General features: G+C 73.4%; 22 protein-coding genes. 12 read left to right on the forward strand and 10 right to left on the reverse strand.

The window, feature by feature from the left end:
• Positions 1–2: 2 nt before the first annotated feature.
• From BGO37_RS02130 to sdhC, 4 genes are read right to left on the reverse strand one after another with little or no spacing between them, the layout of a single operon-like run.
• Positions 3–791, reverse strand: coding sequence for a succinate dehydrogenase iron-sulfur subunit (locus BGO37_RS02130; RefSeq protein ID WP_291751767.1), 789 nt, complete (start codon positions 789–791; stop codon positions 3–5).
• A complete protein-coding gene (gene sdhA / locus BGO37_RS02135; RefSeq protein WP_291751768.1) occupies positions 791–2641 on the reverse strand; it encodes a succinate dehydrogenase flavoprotein subunit in 1851 nt (616 codons plus the stop codon). The genes BGO37_RS02130 and sdhA overlap by 1 nt, the downstream gene beginning before the upstream one ends.
• Positions 2642–2657: 16 nt before the next feature.
• Positions 2658–3098: a succinate dehydrogenase hydrophobic membrane anchor subunit gene (locus tag BGO37_RS02140; RefSeq protein ID WP_291751772.1), complete on the reverse strand. Its 441-nt coding sequence runs from the start codon at positions 3096–3098 to the stop codon at positions 2658–2660.
• Positions 3098–3496 (reverse strand): succinate dehydrogenase, cytochrome b556 subunit, encoded by a 399-nt coding sequence (gene sdhC, locus BGO37_RS02145; RefSeq protein ID WP_291751774.1) that lies wholly within the window; start codon positions 3494–3496, stop codon positions 3098–3100. The genes BGO37_RS02140 and sdhC overlap by 1 nt, the downstream gene beginning before the upstream one ends.
• 142 nt (positions 3497–3638) lie before the next feature.
• Between sdhC and BGO37_RS02150 the strand changes: the two genes are divergently transcribed.
• The 11 genes from BGO37_RS02150 (at position 3639) to deoC (ending at position 15738) form a co-directional block, all read left to right on the forward strand.
• Positions 3639–4763: a mannose-1-phosphate guanylyltransferase gene (locus BGO37_RS02150; RefSeq protein ID WP_291751776.1), complete on the forward strand. Its 1125-nt coding sequence runs from the start codon at positions 3639–3641 to the stop codon at positions 4761–4763.
• A 260-nt stretch (positions 4764–5023) separates the two neighbouring features.
• Positions 5024–6157: an amidohydrolase gene (locus BGO37_RS02155; protein ID WP_291751998.1), complete on the forward strand. Its 1134-nt coding sequence runs from the start codon at positions 5024–5026 to the stop codon at positions 6155–6157.
• Positions 6158–6397: 240 nt separating this feature from the next.
• Positions 6398–7522, forward strand: a complete 1125-nt coding sequence (locus tag BGO37_RS02160) for a BMP family ABC transporter substrate-binding protein (RefSeq protein WP_291751778.1) — start codon at positions 6398–6400, stop codon at positions 7520–7522.
• Between the two features lie 87 nt (positions 7523–7609).
• The gene (locus BGO37_RS02165; RefSeq protein WP_291751779.1) at positions 7610–9121 is read left to right on the forward strand and encodes an ABC transporter ATP-binding protein; all 1512 of its coding nucleotides are present in this window, start codon (positions 7610–7612) and stop codon (positions 9119–9121) included.
• Complete coding sequence (locus BGO37_RS02170) at positions 9118–10380, forward strand: ABC transporter permease (protein ID WP_291751781.1); 1263 nt, start codon at positions 9118–9120, stop codon at positions 10378–10380. The genes BGO37_RS02165 and BGO37_RS02170 overlap by 4 nt, the downstream gene beginning before the upstream one ends.
• Positions 10377–11672, forward strand: coding sequence for an ABC transporter permease (locus BGO37_RS02175; protein WP_291751784.1), 1296 nt, complete (start codon positions 10377–10379; stop codon positions 11670–11672). The genes BGO37_RS02170 and BGO37_RS02175 overlap by 4 nt, the downstream gene beginning before the upstream one ends.
• A gap of 1 nt (position 11673) precedes the next feature.
• Positions 11674–12069, forward strand: coding sequence for a cytidine deaminase (locus tag BGO37_RS02180; protein WP_291751787.1), 396 nt, complete (start codon positions 11674–11676; stop codon positions 12067–12069).
• Complete coding sequence (locus BGO37_RS02185; RefSeq protein ID WP_291751789.1) at positions 12066–13346, forward strand: thymidine phosphorylase; 1281 nt, start codon at positions 12066–12068, stop codon at positions 13344–13346. The genes BGO37_RS02180 and BGO37_RS02185 overlap by 4 nt, the downstream gene beginning before the upstream one ends.
• Before the next feature lie 239 nt (positions 13347–13585).
• The gene (locus tag BGO37_RS02190; protein WP_291751792.1) at positions 13586–13816 is read left to right on the forward strand and encodes a hypothetical protein; all 231 of its coding nucleotides are present in this window, start codon (positions 13586–13588) and stop codon (positions 13814–13816) included.
• A 33-nt stretch (positions 13817–13849) separates the two neighbouring features.
• Positions 13850–14998 (forward strand): adenosine deaminase, encoded by a 1149-nt coding sequence (locus BGO37_RS02195; RefSeq protein ID WP_291751794.1) that lies wholly within the window; start codon positions 13850–13852, stop codon positions 14996–14998.
• On the forward strand, positions 14995–15738 hold the full coding sequence (deoC, locus tag BGO37_RS02200) for a deoxyribose-phosphate aldolase (RefSeq protein ID WP_291751795.1): 744 nt from the start codon (positions 14995–14997) through the stop codon (positions 15736–15738). The genes BGO37_RS02195 and deoC overlap by 4 nt, the downstream gene beginning before the upstream one ends.
• 143 nt (positions 15739–15881) lie before the next feature.
• Here deoC and BGO37_RS02205 read toward each other — a convergent pair whose 3' ends face one another.
• Positions 15882–17609, reverse strand: coding sequence for a phospho-sugar mutase (locus tag BGO37_RS02205; RefSeq protein WP_291751797.1), 1728 nt, complete (start codon positions 17607–17609; stop codon positions 15882–15884).
• Between the two features lie 231 nt (positions 17610–17840).
• Between BGO37_RS02205 and BGO37_RS02210 the strand changes: the two genes are divergently transcribed.
• Entirely contained in the window at positions 17841–18527 is a 687-nt protein-coding gene (locus BGO37_RS02210) for a TetR/AcrR family transcriptional regulator (RefSeq protein ID WP_291751799.1), read from the forward strand.
• A gap of 9 nt (positions 18528–18536) precedes the next feature.
• On the opposite strand, the gene BGO37_RS02215 is transcribed toward BGO37_RS02210, so the two are convergent.
• From BGO37_RS02215 to BGO37_RS02235, 5 genes are all read right to left on the reverse strand, one after another.
• Positions 18537–19376, reverse strand: coding sequence for a purine-nucleoside phosphorylase (locus BGO37_RS02215; RefSeq protein WP_291751801.1), 840 nt, complete (start codon positions 19374–19376; stop codon positions 18537–18539).
• 50 nt (positions 19377–19426) lie between these two features.
• Positions 19427–19876, reverse strand: coding sequence for a cupredoxin domain-containing protein (locus BGO37_RS02220; protein WP_291751802.1), 450 nt, complete (start codon positions 19874–19876; stop codon positions 19427–19429).
• 33 nt (positions 19877–19909) lie between these two features.
• Positions 19910–20767, reverse strand: coding sequence for an iron uptake transporter permease EfeU (gene efeU, locus BGO37_RS02225; RefSeq protein WP_291751804.1), 858 nt, complete (start codon positions 20765–20767; stop codon positions 19910–19912).
• Positions 20768–20878: 111 nt separating this feature from the next.
• On the reverse strand, positions 20879–21379 hold the full coding sequence (locus BGO37_RS02230; protein WP_291751805.1) for an NUDIX domain-containing protein: 501 nt from the start codon (positions 21377–21379) through the stop codon (positions 20879–20881).
• 17 nt (positions 21380–21396) lie between these two features.
• Complete coding sequence (locus BGO37_RS02235) at positions 21397–23169, reverse strand: biotin carboxylase N-terminal domain-containing protein (protein ID WP_291751806.1); 1773 nt, start codon at positions 23167–23169, stop codon at positions 21397–21399.
• Between the last annotated feature and the right edge of the window lie 27 nt (positions 23170–23196).

Genomic DNA, 23196 nt, shown 5'->3' on the forward strand with positions numbered 1-23196 from the left:
CGTCAGTAGGCGCGCGTGATCATGGCGCGCTTGACCTCGGCGATCGCCTTCGTCACCTCGATGCCGCGCGGGCAGGCCTCCGTGCAGTTGAAGGTGGTGCGGCAGCGCCACACGCCTTCCTTGTCGTTGAGGATCTCCAGCCGCTGCGCGGCGCCGCTGTCCCGGCTGTCGAAGATGAACCGGTGCGCGTTGACGATCGCCGCGGGGCCGAAGTACTGGCCGTCGTTCCAGAACACCGGGCAGCTCGAGGTGCAGCAGGCGCAGAGGATGCACTTGGTGGTGTCGTCGTACCGGGCGCGCTGCTCGGGCGACTGCAGGCGCTCCCGCGTCGGCTCGTTCCCGGACGTGACGAGGAACGGCATGATCTCGCGGTAGCTCGCGAAGAACGGCTCCATGTCGACGACCAGGTCCTTGAGCACCGACAGGCCCTTGATGGGCTCGATGGTGATCGGCTTGGTCGGGTCGAGGTCCTTGAGGAGCGTCTTGCAGGCCAGGCGGTTGCGGCCGTTGATCCGCATCGCGTCCGAGCCGCAGACGCCGTGCGCGCACGAGCGGCGGAACGTCAGCGAGCCGTCCTGCTCCCACTTGACCTTGTGGAGGGCGTCGAGCACCCGGTCGGTGCCGTGCACCCGGACCGTGAACTCCTCCCAGTACGCCTCGGCCTGCGGGGCCGGCGCGCCGTAGGGCAGCGGCTGCGCGGGCTCCGGCGGCAGGTAGCGGCGCACCTTGAGGCGGACCTCGAAGGTCGGCACCTCGCCGATCTGGCTGGGGGCTTGCGCGGTGGCGGTCATCAGTACTTGCGCTCCATCGGCTGGTAGCGGGTGACCGTGACGGGCTTGGAGCCCAGCACGAGCCGGTAGCCGTCGAACACCGTCGTGTGCGCGAACTCGCCCTCGTGGTCACCGTCCGAGTCGTTGCTCCACAGCCGGTGCCCGTCGGTCGGCAGCGGCCGCCGGTACGCCAGCGTGTGCCGCATGTAACCGGCGTCGTCCCGCTTCGGGAAGTCCTCGCGGAAGTGCCCGCCGCGCGACTCCTTGCGGTTGATCGCGCCGACGACGACGGTCTCGGCGACGTCGAGCAGGAAGCCGAGCTCGACGGCCTCGAGCAGGTCGGTGTTGAAGCTGCGCGACCTGTCCTGGACGGCGACGGCCCGGTAGCGCTTCTGCAGCGCCTTGATGTCCTCCAGCGCCTGCTCGAGCGACTCCTGCGTGCGGAACACCTGGGCGTTCGTGTCCATGGTCTGCTGCAGCTCGGCGCGGATGTCGGCCACGCGCTCGCCGTCGGGGCGGGTGCGGATGGCCTCGAGCTCGGCCACGACCGGCCCGGCGGGGTCGTCGGGCAGCTCGACGAAGTCCGCCGTCGCGGCGTACGCGGCGGCCGCCCGCCCCGAGCGCTTGCCGAACACGTTGATGTCGAGCAGCGAGTTGGTGCCCAGGCGGTTGGAGCCGTGCACGGACACGCACGCGCACTCGCCGGCGGCGTACAGGCCGCGGATGACGTCGGTGGCGTTGCGCAGCACCTCGCCCTCGACGTTGGTCGGCACCCCGCCCATCATGTAGTGCGCCGTCGGGTACACCGGCACCGGCTCGGTGTACGGCTCGACGCCGAGGTAGGTGCGGGCGAACTCGGTGATGTCCGGCAGCTTGGCGTCGATGACCGCCGGCTCGAGGTGGGTGAGGTCGAGCAGCACGTAGTCCTTGTGCGGGCCGGCGCCGCGCCCCTCACGCACCTCGTTGGCCATCGAGCGGGCGACGATGTCGCGCGGCGCGAGGTCCTTGATCGTCGGGGCGTAGCGCTCCATGAAGCGCTCGCCCTCGGAGTTGCGCAGGATGCCGCCCTCGCCGCGCGCCGCCTCGGAGAGCAGGATCCCCAGGCCGGCGAGCCCCGTCGGGTGGAACTGGAAGAACTCCATGTCCTCCAGCGGGATGCCGCGCCGGTAGGCCAGGGCGATGCCGTCCCCGGTGAGGGTGTGGGCGTTGGAGGTGGTCTTGAAGATCTTGCCCGCGCCCCCGGTGGCGAGGATGACCGCCTTGGCCTGGAACACGTGGATCTCGCCGGTGGCCAGGTCGTAGGCGACGACGCCGGAGGCGTGGACCTCCTCGCCGTCGGGCACGTGCGTGGCCGCGAGGTCGTGGTCGACGAGCAGGTCGAGCACGTAGAACTCGTTGTAGAACTCGACGTCCTGCTTGACGCAGTTCTGGTACAGCGTCTGCAGGATCATGTGGCCGGTGCGGTCCGCCGCGTAGCAGGCCCGGCGCACGGGGGCGTCACCGTGGTTGCGCGTGTGCCCGCCGAACCGGCGCTGGTCGATCTTGCCCTCGGGCGTGCGGTTGAACGGCAGGCCCATCTTCTCCAGGTCGAGGACGGCGTCGATGGCCTCCTTGGCCATGATCTCCGCGGCGTCCTGGTCGACGAGGTAGTCGCCGCCCTTGACCGTGTCGAAGGTGTGCCACTCCCAGTTGTCCTCCTCCACGTTCGCCAGCGCTGCGCACATGCCGCCCTGCGCCGCGCCCGTGTGGGACCGCGTGGGGTAGAGCTTGGTGATGACCGCGGTGCGCGCCCGGGTCGAGGCCTCGAGCGCCGCGCGCATGCCGGCGCCGCCGGCGCCGACGATCACCACGTCGTACTGATGTGTCTGCATCGTTCGTCAGTCCTCGTCAGGCCTTGCAGAAGGAGGGCAGCAGGTCCGCCGGCGCCCCGGGCGGGCACGGGTCGAAGGTGAAGATCACCAGGGTGCCGAGCACGACGACCACGACGGCCGCCAGCACGAGGATCGACTTGAGCACCAGCCGGGTGCTCGTCTTCTCCGCGTAGTCGTTGACGATCGTGCGCACGCCGTTGGTGCCGTGGATCATCGCCAGCCACAGCATCAGCAGGTCCCAGACCCGCCAGAGGGGTGCCGCCCACTTGCCGGCGACAAAGCCGAAGTCGATCGCGTGCACGCCGCCGTTGGTGATGAGGTTGGTGATGAGGTGCCCGAAGATGAGGACGACGAGCAGCACGCCCGACGCCCGCATGAAGATCCAGCCGATCATCTCGGCGTTGGTCCGCGAGGTCTTCCGCGTGGCCCGCGAGCGGGGCTCGGCGATCGTCGTCATCAGTGGCTCCTGAACGTGTGCACGAGCTGGACCGGCAGGAAGCCCGCCATGAGCACCACCCACAGCCCGACGACCACCCACAGCATGAGCCGCTGGTACTTGGGGCCCTTCGACCAGAAGTCGACGAGGACGATCCGGATGCCGTTGAGCGCGTGGAACACGATCGCCGCGACGAGGCCGGCCTCGCCGAGGCCCATGATCGGGTTCTTGTAGGTCCCGATCACCTCGTTGTAGGCCTGCGGCGACACGCGCACCAGCGCGGTGTCCAGCACGTGCACCAGCAGGAAGAAGAAGACCGCGACACCGGTGACCCGGTGCGCGACCCAGGACCACATGCCTTCGCGCCCGCGGTAGAGCGTTCCGGCCGGCCTCGTGGATGCAGGGGCTGCAGCTGCCACGGTCGGGGCCTCCTGGCGATGGAGAGGGTGGACGTCGACGTCTGACGTCACTGTAGTGACTCGATGTCGAGATATCCCACCGCCTCCGCGCGTCGCGCGGGGGGGGCCGGGACACCGAGCCGCCACCGGTACCCTGTCGGCCATGCCAGGACCCCTGATCCCCGTTGCGCCGATCGAGGGCTTCCACGCGGTGGTCCCGGCGGGCGGCGCCGGCACCCGGCTGTGGCCGCTGTCCCGCGCCGGCCGTCCCAAGTTCCTGCTCGACCTCACCGGCTCCGGCCGCACCCTGCTGCAGGCCACGATCGACCGGCTGCTGCCGCTGACCGGGCCGGGCGGGGTGCTCGTCGTCACCGGCGCGACCCACGCGGAGGCGGTGCGCGCCCAGCTGCCCGAGGTGGGCGCCGACGACGTGCTCCCCGAGCCGTCGCCCCGCGACTCCATGGCGGCGATCGGCCTGGCCGCGGCGGTGCTCGAGCACCGGCACGGCGGCGACGCGGTGCTCGGCTCGTTCGCCGCGGACCACGTCATCACGGGGCACGACGAGTTCGCCCGCGCGGTGCGCGAGGGTGTCGCGGCCGCCCGCGCCGGCTACGTGGCGACGATCGGCATCGAGGCGACCGAGCCGTCGACCGCCTTCGGGTACGTGCACGCCGGCGCCTCGCTGGGCGTCGCCGACGCCCCGAGCGCGCGGCACGTGGTCGGGTTCACGGAGAAGCCCGACGCGGCCACCGCCGCGCAGTACCTGGCGACGGGGGAGTACCGCTGGAACGCCGGGATGTTCCTGTCCCAGGCCGGGGTGCTCCTCGACCACCTGGCGGACCAGATCCCGCCGCTGGCGGCGGGCGTCCGCCGCATCGCGGCCGCCTGGGACACTCCGGCGCGTGACGACGAGCTCGCGGCCTCCTGGCCCGGCCTGACGAAGATCGCGATCGACCACGCCATCGCCGAGCCGGTCGCGGCCGCCGGCGGCGTCGCCGTGGTGCCGGGCGGGTTCGGCTGGGACGACATCGGCGACTTCGCGTCGCTGGCCACGCTGCTGGCCTCGTCGGGCACCCGCACGCTGGGGCACGACGAGGAGGTGCTGCGGATCGGCGCGGACGACGCGCTGGTCGTCACCTCTGGTCGCACGGTGAGCGTCGTCGGCCTGGCCGGGGCGGTCGTCGTCGACACCCCGGACGCCGTGCTCGTCACCACCCGCGCGCACGCGCAGTCGGTCAAGGCCGCCGTGGACTCCTGGCGCGCCGCCGGCCGGGAGGACCTGCTGTAGGGGCTCGCTGTGCCCTCGGCGTCCGCGGCAGCCCCGCGCAGGCGGGCTTGTCGCGCGGGAATGGCCAGAATGGGGACGTGGCAGCCGAGCCGGTACCCCCCAGCGACGTCCCGAACGGGCACGACGAGGGCCCGCGCCCCGCGCTGCCCCGCGTGCCGTGCACGGCCGGCCGTGTCGCGGCCGTGACGAGCCTGGTGCCGGTGCCCGACGACCCGGCCGTCGCCCGGCTCCACGCCCTGGTCGCCGCCCGCCGGGACGACATGGTGGCGCTGCGGCGCGACCTGCACGCCCACCCCGAGCTCAGCCGCACCGAGGAGCGCACGACGACCGTCGTGGCCGACCGGCTGGCGGCGGCCGGGCTCACGCCGACGCTCTTCCCAGGGACCGGGCTGATGTGCGACATCGGCCCAACCTCGACGCAGGCGCGGCTGGTGGCGCTGCGTGCCGACATCGACGCCCTGCCGCTGGCGGACACCTGCGGCGAGCCCTGCGTGTCCACCGTGCGCGGCGTCGCGCACGCGTGCGGCCACGACGTGCACACGGCGGCCGTGCTCGGCGCCGGGCTGGCGCTGGCGGACCTGGCCCGGGCCGGCGAGCTGCGCAGCGGCGTGCGGCTGATCTTCCAGCCCGCCGAGGAGGTGCAGCCCGGCGGGTCCCTGGACGTCATGGGGGCCGGCGCGCTGGACGGGGTGAACCGGATCTTCGCGCTGCACTGCGACCCGAAGGTCGACGTCGGCCACGTCGGCACCCGCATCGGACCCATCACCTCGGCGTCGGACTCCGTCTACGTCACGCTGCGCGGGCCGGGCGGCCACACGTCCCGCCCGCACCTGACGGCCGACGTCGTGTTCGCGCTCGGCGAGGTGATCACGCAGGTGCCGGCGGTCCTCGGCCGCCGGCTGGACCCGCGTTCGGGCGTCAACCTCACGTGGGGGTCGGTGCGCGCCGGGAGCGCGACGAACGCCATCCCCTCGTCCGGCGTCGTCACCGGGACCCTGCGCTGCCTGGACGTGCGAGCCTGGGAGACCGCCGCCGACGTCTTCGAGCAGGCCGTGCGCGAGGTCGTGGAGCCCTACGGCGTCGAGCTCGAGGTGCGCTGCCAGCACGGCGTGCCGCCGGTGGTCAACGAGGGCGCGAGCACGGGCATCCTCGAGGCCGCGGCCCGGGACGTGCTGGGGGCCGACGCGGTCGAGCTGACCGAGCAGTCGCTCGGCGGCGAGGACTTCGCCTGGTACCTGACGCGCGTGCCGGGGGCGATGGCGCGGCTCGGCACGCGGGCGCCGGGCGGCCGCACCTACGACATCCACCAGGGCGACCTGCGGATCGACGAGCGCGCGATCGAGGTCGGTTCGCTCGTGCTGGCCCGAGCCGCGCTGCTGGCCGGGCGGCACTGACCGTCACCGTCCCGGGTGAACGTCCTGTCCATCCTCCGGTCCCGGGATGCGGCCCGATGTTCCAATGCGGTAACGGATCATGCCCGGACACGGTCCTGTCATCGCCACGGCCCGCCCCGCTCACTAGGGTTTCGATCCGATTGATGTGGCCGATCGGCCCCCGCCCCCACGGCGGCTCAACGTCGCGCCGCCGTGGGGCGGACCCGGCTCCCGGCCCGGGCACGACTACCAGGAGAGTCCGTGAAGAACATTCTGCGCACAGCGGCGATCGCCGCGATCGCCGCGCTGGCGCTGACCGCATGCGGCGCCGCACCGACCACGACCCCGACGGCCGGCAGCACCACCGGTGGCACCGCCGCCACCGGCGGGGCGACGCCGAGCGCCACCCCGCTCAACTTCAAGGCGTGCATCGTCTCCGACGCCGGCGGCTTCGACGACAAGAGCTTCAACCAGTTGTCGTTCGAGGGCGTCCAGCAGGCGACCAAGGACCTCGGCGCCCAGTTCAAGTCGGCCCAGTCGAACGCGGCCACCGACTACGCGCCGAACCTGCAGGCCATGGCGAGCGAGAACTGCAACCTCATCTTCGCCGTCGGCTTCAACCTGACGGCGGACACGGTCACCTCCGCGCAGGCGAACCCGAACATCCACTACGCGCTCATCGACGCGCAGCCCAGCGACGCCTCGGGCAACCCGATCAACATCGCGAACATCAAGCCGATCCTGTACGACACGGCGCAGGCCGCGTTCCTCGCCGGCTACCTGGCCGCGGGCTACACGAAGGTCGGCAAGGTCGGCACCTTCGGCGGCCAGCCCTACCCGACCGTCACGATCTTCATGGACGGCTTCCTGCAGGGCGTCAACTACTACAACCAGGTCAAGGGCAAGAGCGTCAAGGTCGTCGGCTGGGACGGCAAGAACGGCCAGTTCACCGGTGGCTTCGACGCCAACGACACGGCCAAGGGCGTTGCCCAGCAGGTCATCGACCAGGGCGTGGACGTCCTGCTCCCCGTCGGCGGCCCGATCTACCAGTCGGCCATCGCGGCCGTGAAGGACTCCGGCAAGGACATCGCGCTCATCGGTGTCGACGCCGACCAGTTCAACACCGACCCCAACATCCAGCCGTACATCCTCACCTCGATCATGAAGAAGATGGACGTCTCGGCCGCGGACACGACGAAGGCCGCCGCGAAGGGTGACTTCGACCCGTCCGCCTACGTCGGCACGCTGGCCAACGGTGGCGTCGACATCGCTCCGTTCCACAACTTCGAGAGCAAGGTCGACCCGACGCTGGCCGCCGAGGTCAAGCAGCTCAAGCAGGACATCATCGACGGCAAGGTCAAGGTCAAGTCCTACCTGGCCAAGTAACGCCACCCGCTACCGGGGAGGTCGCAAACCGCGGCCTCCCCGGTAGCGTGTCTGCGCACGTCCACCGTGGACCTGAGGATCGGGACAATGAAGCTCGAGCTGCGCGGCATCACCAAGCGCTTCGGCGCGCTGGTCGCGAACGACCACATCGACCTGACCGTCGAACCAGGCGAGATCCACTGCCTGCTCGGCGAGAACGGCGCCGGCAAGACCACCCTGATGAACGTCCTGTACGGCCTCTACCAGGCCGACGAGGGCGAGATCGTCATCGACGACGCGGTGCAGCACTTCGCCGGCCCGGGCGACGCCATGGCGGCGGGCATCGGCATGGTGCACCAGCACTTCATGCTCATCCCGGTCTTCACCGTCGCCGAGAACGTCGTGCTCGGCCACGAGCAGACGAAGGGCGTGCGGCTCGACCTCGACGCAGCGCGCACGCAGGTGCGCGAGATCGCGTCGCGGTTCGGCTTCCACGTCGATCCCGACTCCGTCGTCGAGGACCTCCCCGTCGGCGTCCAGCAGCGCGTGGAGATCATCAAGGCGCTCTCGCGCGAGGCCAAGATCCTCGTGTTCGACGAGCCGACCGCGGTGCTGACGCCGCAGGAGACCGACGAGTTCATGGCGATCATGCGCCAGCTCCGGGACTCGGGTGCGGCGATCGTCTTCATCACGCACAAGCTGCGCGAGGTCCGCGAGGTGGCGGACCGCATCACGGTCGTGCGCCGCGGCAAGATCGTCGGCGAGGCCCACCCCGGCGCCTCCGACGCCGAGCTGGCGTCGCTCATGGTCGGCCGGCCCGTCGAGCTGACGGTCCACAAGGCGCCCCCGCAGTACTCCGACGCCCTCCTCGAGGTCTCCGGCCTGACGGTCAGCGACCCGGGCGGCGCCGTGCTCGTCGACGACGTGTCGTTCAGCGTCCGGGGCGGCGAGGTGCTCATCGTCGCGGGCGTGCAGGGCAACGGCCAGACGGAGCTGGGCGAGGCCCTCGCCGGGCTGACCCCCGCCACCGGTAGCGTCCGGCTCGACGGCGTGGAGCTGCTCGGCCGGTCGGTGCGCGACGTCCTCGACGCCGGCGTCGGCTACGTCCCGGAGGACCGGTCGACCGACGGGCTGATCGGGTCGTTCACCGTCGCCGAGAACCTCATCCTCGACCGCGTGTCCGGGCCGCCGTTCGTGCGGGGCGGTGCGCTGCAGCTCGGCGTCCGCGACGAGTTCGCGCGCAAGGCCGTCGAGGAGTTCGACATCCGCACGCAGGGCATCGGCGAGCCCGCCGGCCGCCTCTCGGGCGGCAACCAGCAGAAGGTCGTCGTGGCCCGCGAGCTGTCGCGGGACCTCAAGCTCCTCGTCGCGGCGCAGCCGACGCGCGGCGTCGACGTCGGGTCGATCGAGTTCATCCACAAGCGGATCGTCGCGGCGCGCGACGCGGGTGTGCCCGTCGTCGTCGTGGCGACCGAGCTCGACGAGGCGGCCGCCCTGGGCGACCGGATCCTCGTCATGTACCGCGGGCGCGTGATCGGCATCGTGCCGGCCACGACGCCGTGGGACCAGCTCGGTCTGATGATGGCGGGCGTGGCGCCCGAAGGGACGGTGGCGGCATGAGCGCCGAGCAGACCGTGGCGGCGCAGCCACGGCAGCAGAAGGAGCCCGAGGCGGGCAACAACCGCTGGCGCGAGGCGCTCCGGCGCATCGTGTCCGGCAGCTGGGCGGTCTCGCTGGGCGCCGTGATCCTCGCGGTGATCGTCGGCTCGATCATGATCGCGGCGACGGACGACGGCGTGCGCACCGCGATCGGCTACTTCGGGAGCCGGCCGGGCGACACGTTCTCCGCCGTCGGCAAGGCCGTCGGCGGCGCCTACGCGGCGCTGTTCCGTGGCGCGGTGTGGGACTTCCACGCCACCAGCTTCACGAACGCGATCCGGCCGCTGACGAACTCGCTGACGCAGGCGACGCCGCTCATCACCGCCGGCCTCGGCGTCGCGGTCGGCTTCCGGGCGGGACAGTTCAACATCGGTGGCCGCGGCCAGATGCTCATGGCCGCCATCGCCGGTGGCTGGATCGGGTTCGGCCTCAACCTGCCGCCGGTCGTCCACATGCTCGTCGCGATCGCCGCCGGCATCGTCGGCGGCGCGATCTGGGCCGGCATCGCGGGCCTCCTCAAGGCCACCACGGGCGCGCACGAGGTGATCGTCACGATCATGCTCAACTACGTCGCCTTCTACATCCTCGGCTACCTGCTGGCCACTCCCGGCCTGCTGCAGGCGCCCGGCTCGTCCAACCCGAAGACCGCGCCGATGAAGCCGAACGCGATCATGCCCCACCTGCTCGGCGGCAAGTTCAACCTCCACTGGGGCTTCGTCTTCGCGCTGGTCGCGGTGGCGTTCACGTGGTGGCTGCTCGAGCGGTCGAAGCTCGGCTTCCAGTTCCGTGCGGTCGGGGAGAACCCCGCGGCGGCGCGGGTGGCCGGCATCGACGTCAAGCGGACGACGGTCTACGTCATGCTCGTCGCCGGCGCGCTCGTCGGGCTGGCCGGCGTCACCCAGGTGCTGGGGACCACGACGACCGGGTTCGGCGACGGGATCGACGCCGGCGTCGGGTTCGACGCCATCACGGTCGCCCTGCTGGGTCGCTCGACACCGCTCGGCGTGCTCGGCGCCGCGATCCTGTTCGGCGCGTTCCGGTCCGGTGGGGCGACCATGCAGGCGGCCGTCGGCGTGCCGATCGAGATCGTCGAGGTGGTCCAGGCCCTCATCGTGCTCTTCATCGCGGCCCCGCCGCTGGTGCGGGCCGTGTTCCGGCTGCCACAACCCGGATCCCGCCCGCGCCGGACCACGTCGACGGCTGCGGAGGTGGCGGCGTGAGCACCATCACCGCGGTCCCCGCCTCCGCGTCGGTCTCGGCCGACCTGCGCCACGTCGTCGTCGTCAGCCGCAAGACGCCGATCGCCCTGGCGATCATCACGGCGCTCGCCGCGCTGCTCTACGCCCTCGCCCCGCGTCCCGGCTACACGCACTTCCGGTTCTCCGAGTCCGGCGACCCGGTCCACGTGCCGACCCTGACGGTCGACGGCATGACGACGGCGTGGCTCAGCGTGGTGATCATCACCGCGCTCGTCGTCGTGTCCGTCGCGTACGTCGCCGCCAAGCGCAAGGTGCCCGTGTGGGTGCCCATCGTGTTCGCGCTGGTCGCCATCGTCGGCTTCCTGGCGTGGGCCGGGGCGGGCTCCACGGCGGAGTACCCGGTGGTCTCGCTCCTGCGGGGGTCCATGCTGCTGGCGGTGCCGCTCGTGTTCGGCGCGATGGGCGGCGTGATCGGCGAGCGGGCCGGCGTGGTCAACATCGCGATCGAGAGCCAGCTGCTGTTCGGCGCGTTCGGCGCCGCGATCTTCGGCTCCCTGACCCACAACCCGTACGTCGGCACGCTCGCCGCGATCGTCGCCGGTGTGCTGGTGGCCCTGGTGCTCGGCGTGTTCGCCATCAAGTACCGGGTCGACCAGATCATCGTCGGCGTCGTCCTCAACGTGCTGGTCTACGGCCTGACCGACTTCCTCTACTCCCAGGTCCTGGTCCCCAACGGGACCACCCTGAACACCACCGTGCGGTTCGAGCGCCTCGCGATCCCTGGGCTGTCGCAGATCCCGGTGATCGGCCCGGCGCTGTTCCGCCAGACGATCCTCGTGTACGTCATGTACATCACGGTGCCCATCGTGTGGTTCGCCCTGTACCGGACCCGCTGGGGCCTGCGGCTGCGCGCCGTCGGCGAGCACCCCCAGGCGGCGGACACGGTCGGCATCAAGGTCGAGCGCGTGCGGTACCGCGCGCTGGCCATCGCGGGCGCCGTGGTCGGCATCGGCGGCGCCTACTACACCATGGTGTCGGTGCAGTCCTTCGGCCGTGAGATGACCGCCGGTGCCGGGTACATCGCCCTCGCCGCCGTCATCTTCGGCAAGTGGGACCCCGTCCGGGCCGCCCTCGCGGCGCTGCTGTTCGGCGCCGCCACCAACCTCCAGGGCACGCTGTCGGTCGTGGGGGCGCCGGTGCCCAGCCAGTTCATGCTCATGCTGCCGTACGTCGTGACGATCCTGGCCGTCGCCGGGTTCGTCGGGCGCTCCCGCGCCCCGGCGGCGGACGGCACGCCGTACATCAAGGAGTGACGTGACCGACGTCGACTGGGCCGCGCTGCGCGCGGCCGCCACGGGCATGCTCGCGCACGCCTACGCGCCGTACTCGCACTACCCGGTCGGGGCGGCGGCGCTCGTCGACGACGGGCGCATCGTCGTGGGCTGCAACGTCGAGAACGCGTCGTACGGCGTGACGTTGTGCGCCGAGTGCGGGCTCGTCTCGTCGCTGGCGGCGACCGGCGGCGGGCGGCTCGTCGCGTTCACGTGCGTGGACGGGCACGGCGAGGTGCTGGCGCCGTGCGGACGGTGCCGGCAGCTGCTGTTCGAGCACGGCGGGCGCGGCCTGCTGGTCGAGACGAGTGCGGGAGTGAAGACCATGGACGAGGTGCTGCCCGGCGCGTTCGGGCCCGACGACCTGGCACGCTCATGAGCGAGCGCTTCGACGCCGTCGACGTCATCGTCGCCAAGCGCGACGGGCACCGCCTGAGCGACGCCCAGATCGACTGGGTCGTCGACGCCTACACCCGCGGCGTCGTCGCCGACGAGCAGATGTCCGCGCTGGCGATGGCGATCCTGCTCAACGGCATGACGCGGGAGGAGATCGCCCGCTGGACGGCCGCGATGATCGCGTCCGGCGAGCGGCTCGACTTCTCCCGCCTCGGGCGGCCGACCGCCGACAAGCACTCGACCGGTGGCGTGGGCGACAAGATCACCCTCCCGCTGGCGCCGCTCGTGGCGGTGTTCGGCGTCGCGGTGCCGCAGCTGTCCGGGCGCGGGCTCGGCCACACGGGCGGGACGCTCGACAAGCTGGAGTCGATCCCCGGCTGGCGGGCCGCCCTGACGAACGACGAGATGATGGCCCAGCTCGGCGGCGTGGGCGCGGTCATCTGCGCTGCCGGCTCCGGGCTCGCGCCGGCGGACCGCAAGCTCTACGCGCTGCGCGACGTCACGGGCACGGTCGAGGCGATCCCGCTCATCGCCAGCTCGATCATGAGCAAGAAGATCGCGGAGGGCACGGGCGCCCTGGTGCTCGACGTCAAGGTGGGCACGGGCGCGTTCATGAAGGACGAGGGCCGCGCCCGCGAGCTGGCGGAGACCATGGTCGCCCTCGGCACGGACGCCGGCGTGACGACGGTCGCCCTGCTGACGGACATGGACACGCCGCTCGGCCTCACCGCGGGGAACGCGCTCGAGGTCCGGGAGTCGGTCGAGGTGCTCGCCGGCGGCGGGCCGGCCGACGTCGTCGAGCTCACCGTCGCGCTGGCGCGCGAGATGCTCGCCGCGGCGGGCGTGGCCGGCGACCCCGCGGCCGCGCTGGCCGACGGGCGGGCGATGGACGCCTGGCGCGCCATGATCCGGGCGCAGGGCGGCGACCCCGACGCGCCGCTGCCGGTGGCGCGGCACACGCAGGAGGTCCGCGCGGCGGCGACCGGCGTGCTCGCCGAGGTGGACGCGATGGCGGTGGGCGTCGCGGCGTGGCGGCTCGGTGCGGGCCGTGCCCGCAAGGAGGACCCCGTGCAGGCCGGCGCCGGCGTCGAGCTGTTCGCCAAGCCCGGCGAGCGCGTGGTGGCGGGCCAGCTGCTCGCGCGGCTGCACACCGACACCCCGGACCGCTTCGCGCGTGCCACCGAGGCGCTCGCCGGCACCTTCGTCGTGCGCGACGAGGCCCCGGCCCCGCGCCCGCTGGTGCTGGGGCGCATCGCCTAGGCGCGAGCGCATCGTTCGTCGCCGAGCCCCACGGTTCCGTGCGCCGGAAGGGTCGATCTCGCGCGCGAACGATGCGCTGGCCGCCGCACAGCCCCCGCGAGCGGGGCGGCGGGGCGCGGAGTCTAGGCGGTGCGTCCGGCGCCGCCCAAGGGACCTGTGGGGCTGGCAACCGCGCGCTCTCCGGGTCAGGATGGGGCCCTGGGGGCTCGAGGGCGAGCCAGCCGGAGGGAGGGGCGCACATGAGCACCGTGCCTGGACCCGAGGCCTGGCGGGACGCCGGCCTCGCGCCGGTCGAGCCCGACCAGCCGCGCCGCCTCGGCGACGAGGAGCCGGCGCCCGACGAAGAGGCGGCCGAGGACTACGACCCGGACTTCGCCCGGGCGGACCGCGAGGACCGCGCCAACGAGGCCGACGTCGTCGAGCAGGACACCGAGGTCCCCCTCGACGAGGACCTGGACGACGAAGAGTGATCCGGCGTCACGGGACGGCACTACGGTGAGCGCATGACGAGCCAGACGGAACCGGGCGAGTCGCCCGAGGGTTCCCTCCGGGTCCCGTCCGCCGACGACGAGCGGCGGCGGGACCTGCTGGCCTCGATCCCGTCGCTGCCGAAGGTGCTGCTGCACGACCACCTCGACGGCGGCGTGCGCCCGGCGACGGTCGTCGACCTCGCCGCCGAGACGGGGCACGAGCTGCCCACCACCGACCCCGACGAGCTGGGCGCGTGGTTCCGCACCGCCGCCTGGTCCGGCTCGCTCGAGCGGTACATCGACACGTTCGTCCACACGGCCGGCGTCATGCAGACGGTCGACGGGCTGCGCCGGGTGGCGCGCGAGGCCGTCCTCGACCTGGCCGCCGACGGCGTCGTGTACGCGGAGTCGCGCTTCGCGCCGGAGCTGCACACCGAGCGTGGGCTCAGCCTCGAGCAGGTGGTCGACGCCGTCCTCGAGGGTTTCGACGAGGGCATGCGCGCGGCGGCCGCCGACGGCCGCGGCATCGTCGTGCGCGGCCTGCTGACGGCCATGCGCCAGCGCGACCGCTGGGACGAGGTCGCCGCGCTCGCGGTGGCCCTGCGCGACCGCGGCGTGGTCGGGTTCGACCTCGCCGGCCCCGAGCTGGGCTACCCGCCGGACCGGCACGCGAAGGCGTTCGACCTGGTGCGCGACGCGTGGCTGCCCGCGACCGTGCACGCCGGCGAGGCCGACGGGCTCGGCTCGATCGCCGGCGCGTTGCACGTCGGGGCGTGCCGGCTGGGGCACGGCATGCGGATCAGCGACGACATCCGCGGCGGCGAGCTCGGCACGCTGGCCCACTGGGTGCGCGACCGCCAGGTGCCGTTGGAGATCTGCCCGACGAGCAACGTCCACACGGGTGGCGCGCCGTCGGTGGCCGAGCACCCCATCACGCACCTGCTCCGCCTCGGCTTCGCCGTGACGGTCAACACCGACAACCGCCTGCAGTCCGGCACGTCGATGAGCGCGGAGTTCGCCGCGCTCGTCGAACAGGCCGGCTGGACCCTGGCGGACCTGCGGCAGGTCACGCTGACCGCCGCGCACCACGCGTTCGTCCACGAGGACGCACGGACCGCACTCATCGACGAGATCATCACGCCCGGGTATGCCCGGGCCGGTGGCGGGAGGCACCTGGCATGAACCACAACATCACCCTCGAGAGCGGTCACCGCCCGTTGGACGCGGCGGCGCTCGCGAACTTCGTCGACCACACGCTCCTCAAGCCCGAGGCCACGCGGGCGGACGTCGAGCAGGCGGTGGCAGAGGCCGTGCGGCTCGGCGCGTACTCGGTGTGCGTGTCGCCGTCGTTCCTGCCGTTGCAGGTCCCGGTCGACGGGGACGGCAAGCGCCGGGTCCGCGTCACCACCGTCGTCGGCTTCCCGTCGGGCAAGCACACGAGCGAGGTCAAGGCCGCGGAGGCCGCCCAGGCGGTGGCCAACGGCGCCGACGAGGTCGACATGGTCATCGACATCGGCGCTGCCAAGGAGCGGCGGTTCGCCGACGTCGAGGCCGACATCCTCGCGGTGCGTGCCGCGGCGCCGCACCCGACCGTCCTCAAGGTCATCCTCGAGACGGCGGCGCTGTCCGACCACGAGATCATCGAGTCCTGCCGGGCCGCCGCGGCCGCGGGCGCCGACTTCGTCAAGACGTCGACCGGCTTCCACCCGGCCGGCGGGGCGTCGCTGCGGGCCGTCGACATCATGGCGGGCACCATCGGCGGTCGGCTGGGCATCAAGGCCTCCGGCGGCATCCGCACCGCGGCCGACGCGATCGCGATGATCAACGCGGGCGCCACGCGCCTGGGCATCTCGGCCACGGCCGCCGTGCTGGCGGGGCTCGACGAGCGGGCGGTCGACGTCCCTGCGGACGCCAGCTACTGACCCGGGCCTCCTTCGAGTGACGGTCGGTGGAGCCGACCGACGCCTCGCGCGGCGTGTCGGCTCCACCGATGGTCAGGTGCCACGGGGTCGCTCGGTCCCACCGGTTCGGCAGGCGGCGCCGCGAGCGGCCGTCGCGGCCGCGGTCAGGCCTCCGGCAAGTCGAGCGCCGTCCTGAGGTCGCTCGCCAGGGCGTCCAGCCGGGCGCGGGCGGCCTGTCGGGCGGCGGCCACGGTCTCGTCGGACGCGTCCGGCTCGAGCGGCACGACGACCTCGAGGTAGCACTTCACCTTCGGCTCGGTGCCGCTGGGACGCACGACGACGCGGTCGTCGGCCGCGGTGAACAGCCGGAAGCCGTCGGTGGGCAGGAGGCCGTCCACGCCGACCGACAGGTCCGTCACGGTGGTGACGGGCGAGCCGGCGAGCACCGTGGGCGCGGCGGTCCGCAGCCGGTCGATGACGGCGGCGATCTTGCCGGGGTCGTCGAACCGCGCGGCCACCTGTCCGGTGAGGTACAGCCCGTGGCGGCGGGCGATCTGGTCGAGCTCGTCGGCCAGCCCCCGGCCCTGCGCCTTGAGCGTGGCGGCGAGGGTGGCCACGCGCACCGACGCCGAGATGCCGTCCTTGTCGCGCACGAGCGCCGGGGCGACGCAGTAGCCGAGCGCCTCCTCGTAGCCGAAGACGAGCCCCTCGGTGCGGGAGATCCACTTGAAGCCCGTCAGGGTCGAGGCGAACCCCAGTCCGGCGGCGGCCGCGATCCGCGACAGCAGCCGCGACGACACGATCGACGACGCGAGCGTGCCCTGGGTGGCGTGGCCGGCCGCGTCGGCGCCGAGCAGGGCGCCGACCTCGTCGCCGTGCAGCTGGCGCCAGCCGCCCACGTGGGGGTCGACGACGGCGACCGAGCAGCGGTCCGCGTCCGGGTCGAGCGCCACCACCAGGTCGGCATCCCGCGCGCGGGCGAGCGCCAGCGCGAGGTCGAGCGCGCCGGGCTCCTCGGGGTTGGGGAACGCGACCGTGGGGAAGTCGGGGTCGGGCTCGGCCTGCTCCGGGACCACGGCGACGTCGGTGAATCCGGCCTCCGCGAGCACGCGCGTGGCGGTCGCCGCGCCGACGCCGTGCATCGGCGTCAGCACGATCCGCAGCGCGCCGGCGCGGGCGTGGGCCTCGTCGTCGGGCGGCGCGAGCGCGGACACCGCCGCGACGTAGGCGTCGACGACGTCCTCGCCGAGCACGGTCCAGCCGTCCTCGGCGCGCGGCACCGAGGCCACCGACTCCACGGCGGCGATCATCGCCGCGATGTCGGTGTCCATCGGCGGCACGATCTGGGCGCCCTGGCCCGGGCCGGTGACGGCCCGGCCGCCCAGGTAGACCTTGTAGCCGTTGTCCGCCGCGGGGTTGTGCGAGGCGGTGACCATGATCCCGGCGTCGGCGCCCAGGTGACGCACGGCGAACGCGAGCACCGGCGTGGGCAGGGAGCGCGGCAGCAGCAGCACCTGCAGGCCCGCGGCCGTCAGCACGGCCGCCGAGTCGTGGGCGAAGTCCGCCGAGCGGTGGCGCGCGTCGTAGCCGATGACGACCGTCGGGGTCTCGTCCGTGAGCCGGGCGCGCAGGTAGGCGCCGAGCCCGGCGGCGGCACGGATGACGACCGCGCGGTTCATCCGGTTCGGCCCGCCCCCGAGCGGACCCCGGAGGCCGGCCGTGCCGAACTGCAGCAGGCCGCCGAAGCGGTCGACGAGGTCCCGGCGCGCGGCGTCGTCGCCCTGGGTGGCGGCGCCGAGGAGAGCGGACAGCTCGTCGGCGGTCGACGGGTCGGGGTCGTCGGCGATCCATGCCCTGACCTGGTCGGGGTCCCACGCGTGCTTGCCAGTCATGGTGGAAACCTATCGACACCCGCGCGTCCCGCTCGCGGGACCAGGGTGAAGGCCCCCGCGGACCGCTCGCAAGGGGCGGCGTGCGCGCCGCCCTGCCGGGCGGCACGACGCTGGGCCGGACGAGTGACAACCCGGACGTTCGTGGGTGAAGTCGCAGGTCAATCCCGGGCAAATCGGACAAACCCGGCTAACGTCGCCGACGTCGGACCGCACTCGGGAAGGGCACAGGTCATGTCAGCACGCACCCCTCGGCAGCCCCGTGGCGCCGAGTACCGGGACGCGATCGTCGAGTCCGCCGCGCGGGCGTTCGACCGCGTCGGGTACGTCGGCGCGTCGCTCAAGGAGATCGCCGCGAACGCCGGAACCGACCTGCGCGCGCTCAAGAGCGTCTTCCCGCACAAGGACGACCTCGCCCGCGCGGTGATCGACGAGCAGGACCGGCGCATGGTCGCCGCGGTGGACCACGCGCTGCTGCGCCACGGGCCGCTCGAGGCCCTCATCCACAGCTCCCGGACCATCGCCGACCAGATGGCGTCCGAGCCCCTGATGCGGGCGGGCTCCCGGCTGTCGATGGAGCTCGGTGCGCTCGACCCGGCCGTCGCCGAGCACTACCGCGCGTGGGTCGACCAGCTGACGGGACTGTTCGCGCGCGCCAAGGAGGCCGGCGACATCGCCGACCGCATCAACCCGGCCGAGCTGGGGGCCACGGTCCAGCCCTACCTGTCCGGCGTCCACACCATGTCGGCGCTGCTCGCCGGCCGGTCGGACCTCGACGCGCGGCTCGTCGTCATGTGGCGCACGGTCATCGACGCGGCGGCGCCGCTCGGCCGCCGGCTCGGCCTGCACGCCGTGACGCGCGACGCGTTCGGCGAGCTGCCCGTGACGGGGGAGCAGCCGGTGGTGGCCGGCGCCGCCTGAGCGAGCCGGTCAGAACCGCCGGACGACCTGCGCCAGCAGCGCGGAGATGCGCGGCCCGGCCGCCGCGCCGGCGGCGAGCACCTCGGCGTGCGACAGCTTCTCGCCGGTGACGCCCGCGGCATGGTTGGTGACGAGGCTGATGCCGAGGATCTCCAGCCCCACCTGACGTGCGGCGATCGCCTCCAGGGCCGTCGACATCCCCACGAGGTGGCCGCCCATCCGGCGGGCCATCTCCACCTCGGCCGGCGTCTCGTAGTGCGGCCCGCGGAACTGCACGTACACGCCCTCGGCGAGCTCGGCGTCGACCTCGCGCGCCAGCGCCCGCAGCCGCGCGGAGTACAGGTCCGTCAGGTCGACGAAGGTCGCGCCCTCCAGGGGCGAGGCGCCCGTGAGGTTGAGGTGGTCGCTGATGAGCACGGGCGTTCCGGGGCCCCACGAGGGGTCGATGCCGCCGCAGCCGTTCGTCAGCACGAGCGTCGACGCCCCCGCGGCGGCGGCCGTGCGGACGCCGTGGGCCACGCGGCGCACGCCGAGCCCCTCGTAGAAGTGGGTCCGCGCACCGAGGACCAGCGCGTGCCTCGTCGTGCCGTCACCCGCCTCGTAGCGCACCGAGCGCAGGGTCCCGGTGTGCCCGACGACCGCGGGGGCGGAGAAGCCGGGCACGTCGGTGGCCGGCAGCTCCGCGACGGTCTCGCCCAGCAGGTCGGCCGCGCCGCCCCAGCCGGACCCGAGGACGAGCGCGACGTCGTGGCGGGGGACGCCGGTGCGGGCGGCGATGGTCTCCGCCGCCAGCTCCGCGACGACGAACGGGTCGGTGGTCGGGTCGTCGAGGTCGATCGCGGCGGTCATGCCCGCAGGTTAGCGGCGAACGCACCGGTCAGCCCGACCGACGCCGGCGGCTACGACGCGTCGGTCTCCGTGCTCGACTGCAGCGATGGCACGGGCGTGCCGGAGTCGGTGACGGTGAAGGGCTGCCGGACGCCCTCCCCGGTCATGCCCGGCTTGCACGCCGCGGTGTACGAGCCGGGCCCGGCCTGGACGACGAGGTCGCGCGACAGGCCGGGGCCGATGTCCTCCACCTCGCCGACCACCGTGCCGTCGGCCCTCAGCAGGTAGAACTCGGTGACGTCGCCGCCCGCGTTCGACACAGAGAACGTCAGGCTGCCCGAGGGCGCCGTGGTGGCCGACAGGCGGCAGGCGTCGGCGGAGGACGTCACCGTGATCGTCCGGGTGGTGGCCCCGGCGCCCGGGGCGGCCCCCGGCGAGGCGTGCGAGGCGCACCCGCCGACGGCGGCGAGCAGGACGAGTCCGACGCCGAGGGGCAGTGCGGCGCGGGCGGCGCTGGGCATGGTTCTCCTCACGAGGGTGGGTGGGGCGGGCGGTCAGGCCGCGGTGACGGCGGTGGGCTGCGGCCGGGCGGGCGCGCCGGCGCGCGGCCGGGCCCAGGCGATGCGGACGAAGAACGTCATGACCGGCACGACGTAGAGCACCCAGACGACGGCCTGGAGCCAGGTGGTCTCGGGGGAGAAGCTGAAGACGCCCTTGAGGAGCGTGCCGTACCAGCTCGTCGGCGGCACGGCGCGCGAGACGTCGAAGGCGAGCGAGCCCAGGCCGGGCAGGACCCCGGCCTCCTGCAGGTCGTGCACGCCGTAGGCCAGGACGCCGGCGGCGATGAGCACGAGGAACATGCCGGTCCAGCCGAAGAACTTGCGCAGGTCGAGGTGGATCGAGCCCTTGTAGAGCGCCCACCCGAGCCCGACGGCGACCGCCAGGCCGAGGGCCGCACCCACGAGCGGCGCCGCGCTGCCGCGACCGGTGGCCTGGGCCCCGGACCAGAGGAACAGGGCCGTCTCCAACCCTTCGCGCCCCACGGCCATGAGGGCGACGACGAGGACCGCCCGCCGGCCCACGGCGACCGCGCCGTCGAGCTCGTGCTGCAGGTCGCCCTTGAGGTGCCGCGCGGTGCGCGCCATCCAGAAGATCATCCACGTGACCAGGCCGACCGTGAGGATCGACAGCGTGCCGCCGAGCGCCTCCTGCGCCTCGAACCCCAGCCCTGAGGGGCCGAAGGTCAGCAGCGCGCCGAACGCCAGCGAGACGCCGACGGCGACGGCGACACCGGACCACAGGGCGGGGAGCAGCTCGCGGCGGTTCAGTCGCGCGAGGTACGCGACGAGGATGCCGACGACGAGCGCGGCCTCCAGCCCTTCGCGCAGGCCGATGAGGAAGTTCGCCAGCATGTCGCCACTCCGGTGAGGTGAGCCTTACCTAATGGCCGCGACTTTACAACACACGGATGTTGCGAAAAACCCTTCTCGGTGGGTGAGACGGCACGCTCCACCGGCTCGGCGTCAGGCGGCCCCGTCCGAGATGCGGGCCAGGAGCGTGGGCCAGGCGTCGGCGAAGGCCGGGTGCAGCGGCAGCGCCGGGACCTCGTCGGCCGGTACCCAGCGCAGCTCGATGCTCTCGGCGTCGGTCACGACGGCCTCGACGTGGACCAGCTCGTCGGCGATCACCGTGGTGTACGACCAGTCGGGGTGGGCCAGCACGTGCTCGCTGCGGATCCCGACCGACTCCGGCGCGACGCCGGCCTCCTCGTGCGCCTCGCGCAGCGCGCCGTCGACCGCCGTCTCGCCCGGTTGCAGCGCCCCGCCCGGCACGGCCCAGGTGCTCCCGCGGTCGCTCCACGCGGCGCGGTGCTGGAGCAGCACCGCGGGAGGCGCGCCGGCGCGGCGCCGCACGACGAGCAGCCCGGCCGCCCCGACGAGGCCCCAGTGCCGCTGCCCGCACGCGCACTGCACCCACCCGTCGCCGGGGCCGTGGTGCAGCCGCTCGCGGGGGACCTGGTCCATGCCCCGACGCTACGGGATCACACGATGTCGCAGATCGCCGTGCCGGCCGCCACCGTCGCGCCCACCTCCGCCGCCAGCGCGGTGACCGTGCCGGCGCGGTGCGCCAGCAGCGGCTGCTCCATCTTCATCGCCTCGAGGACGACGACGAGGTCGCCCTCCTCGACGACGGCGCCCTCCGCCACGGCGACCTTGACGATCGTGCCCTGCATCGGCGAGGAGAGGCTGGTGCCGTTGCCCGACGGCCGGGCCGCCGGGCGTCGGACCCGCCGCTGCGCCGGCGCGAGGGTGCGCCCCCGGGCACCGCCACGGGCGAGCGCGAGGCCGGCCGGCAGCACCACCTCCAGCCGCTTGCCCCCCACCTCGACGACCACGCGCTCCAGGTCGTCGTCCGGCGCGGAGGCCGGGCCCGTGCCCGACGAGGTCAGCCCGGCCAGCCGGTCCGCGAAGTCGGTCTCGATCCAGCGCGTGTGCACCGAGAACGGCCGGTCGTCGGCGGGGGCGAACGCCTCCTCGTCGAGCACCGCGCGGTGGAACGGCACCACGGTGGGGATGCCCACGATGTCGAGCTCCGCCAGCGCGCGGCGCGCCCGCTCGATCGCCTGCCGGCGGGTGGCCCCGGTGACGATGAGCTTGGCCAGCATCGAGTCGAACGCGCCGGAGATCGTGTCGCCCTCGACCACGCCGCTGTCGACGCGCACCCCCGGGCCGGAGGGGAACCGCAGCCGGGTCACCGTGCCGGGCGCGGGCAGGAACCCGGCCGCCGGGTCCTCGCCGTTGATGCGGAACTCGATCGAGTGACCGCGGCTCGGCACCGACGTGTAGCCGAGCGGCTCGCCCGCGGCGATCCGCAGCTGCTCGCGCACCAGGTCGAGCCCGGAGACCTCCTCGGTCACCGGGTGCTCCACCTGCAGGCGCGTGTTGACCTCGAGGAACGAGATGGTCCCGTCGCCGGCGACGAGGAACTCGCACGTCCCGGCGCCGACGTAGCCGGCCTCGCGCAGGATGGCGATCGACGACGTGACGAGCTGCGACACCTGGGCGTCCGAGAGGAAGGGCGCGGGCGCCTCCTCCACGAGCTTCTGGTGGCGCCGCTGCAGCGAGCAGTCGCGCGTCGAGGCGACGACGACCGTCCCGTACGCGTCCGCCAGGCACTGCGTCTCCACGTGGCGCGGGCGGTCGAGGTAGCGCTCGACGAAGCATTCGCCGCGCCCGAACGCCGCCGTCGCTTCGCGCACCGCGGACTCGTAGGCCTCGTCGATCTCGTCGGCGGTGCGCGCGACCTTGAGCCCGCGGCCGCCGCCGCCGAAGGCCGCCTTGATGGCCACGGGCAGCCCGTGGGCCGCCGCGAACGCGTGCACCTGCTCCAGCGTCACGGGCTCGTCGGTCCCCGCGACGAGCGGGGCGCCCGCCCGCTTGGCGATCGCCCGGGCCGAGACCTTGTCGCCCAGCGCCGCGATCGCGGCCGGGGGTGGGCCGATCCAGACCAGCCCGGCGTCGAGCACGGCCTGCGCGAACGCGGCGTTCTCCGCGAGGAAGCCGTACCCGGGGTGCACCGCGTCGGCGCCGGAGCGACGCGCGACGTCCAACAACTTCTCGATCGACAGGTAGGTGTCGGCGGCGCGCGCGCCGTCCAGCGCGTAGGCCTCGTCGGCCAGCGTGACGTGGAGCGCCTCGCGGTCCTGGTCGGCGTACACGGCCACGGCGCCGATGCCTGCGTCTTTGCAGGCCCGGGCCACGCGGACGGCGATCTCGCCACGGTTGGCGATGAGGACCTTGGTGATGGCGGGCACGGTCCACCGTAACGCGACGCCCACCGG

The sequence above is a fragment of the Cellulomonas sp. 73-92 genome (genome assembly GCF_001898175.1).
In the GTDB taxonomy this organism is placed as follows: Bacteria; Actinomycetota; Actinomycetes; order Actinomycetales; family Cellulomonadaceae; genus Cellulomonas.

What these genes read in the sequence shown, in the direction of transcription:
- BGO37_RS02130 (WP_291751767.1), bottom strand. Translation starts at nt 791, where the DNA reads ATGACCGCCACCGCGCAAGCCCCCAGCCAGATCGGCGAGGTGCCGACC.
- sdhA (WP_291751768.1), bottom strand. Translation starts at nt 2,641, where the DNA reads ATGCAGACACATCAGTACGACGTGGTGATCGTCGGCGCCGGCGGCGCC.
- BGO37_RS02140 (WP_291751772.1), bottom strand. Translation starts at nt 3,098, where the DNA reads ATGACGACGATCGCCGAGCCCCGCTCGCGGGCCACGCGGAAGACCTCG.
- BGO37_RS02150 (WP_291751776.1), top strand. Translation starts at nt 3,639, where the DNA reads ATGCCAGGACCCCTGATCCCCGTTGCGCCGATCGAGGGCTTCCACGCG.
- BGO37_RS02155 (WP_291751998.1), top strand. Translation starts at nt 5,024, where the DNA reads ATGGTGGCGCTGCGGCGCGACCTGCACGCCCACCCCGAGCTCAGCCGC.
- BGO37_RS02165 (WP_291751779.1), top strand. Translation starts at nt 7,610, where the DNA reads ATGAAGCTCGAGCTGCGCGGCATCACCAAGCGCTTCGGCGCGCTGGTC.
- BGO37_RS02170 (WP_291751781.1), top strand. Translation starts at nt 9,118, where the DNA reads ATGAGCGCCGAGCAGACCGTGGCGGCGCAGCCACGGCAGCAGAAGGAG.
- BGO37_RS02185 (WP_291751789.1), top strand. Translation starts at nt 12,066, where the DNA reads ATGAGCGAGCGCTTCGACGCCGTCGACGTCATCGTCGCCAAGCGCGAC.
- BGO37_RS02190 (WP_291751792.1), top strand. Translation starts at nt 13,586, where the DNA reads ATGAGCACCGTGCCTGGACCCGAGGCCTGGCGGGACGCCGGCCTCGCG.
- BGO37_RS02195 (WP_291751794.1), top strand. Translation starts at nt 13,850, where the DNA reads ATGACGAGCCAGACGGAACCGGGCGAGTCGCCCGAGGGTTCCCTCCGG.
- deoC (WP_291751795.1), top strand. Translation starts at nt 14,995, where the DNA reads ATGAACCACAACATCACCCTCGAGAGCGGTCACCGCCCGTTGGACGCG.
- BGO37_RS02205 (WP_291751797.1), bottom strand. Translation starts at nt 17,609, where the DNA reads ATGACTGGCAAGCACGCGTGGGACCCCGACCAGGTCAGGGCATGGATC.
- BGO37_RS02210 (WP_291751799.1), top strand. Translation starts at nt 17,841, where the DNA reads ATGTCAGCACGCACCCCTCGGCAGCCCCGTGGCGCCGAGTACCGGGAC.
- BGO37_RS02215 (WP_291751801.1), bottom strand. Translation starts at nt 19,376, where the DNA reads ATGACCGCCGCGATCGACCTCGACGACCCGACCACCGACCCGTTCGTC.
- BGO37_RS02220 (WP_291751802.1), bottom strand. Translation starts at nt 19,876, where the DNA reads ATGCCCAGCGCCGCCCGCGCCGCACTGCCCCTCGGCGTCGGACTCGTC.
- efeU (WP_291751804.1), bottom strand. Translation starts at nt 20,767, where the DNA reads ATGCTGGCGAACTTCCTCATCGGCCTGCGCGAAGGGCTGGAGGCCGCG.
- BGO37_RS02230 (WP_291751805.1), bottom strand. Translation starts at nt 21,379, where the DNA reads ATGGACCAGGTCCCCCGCGAGCGGCTGCACCACGGCCCCGGCGACGGG.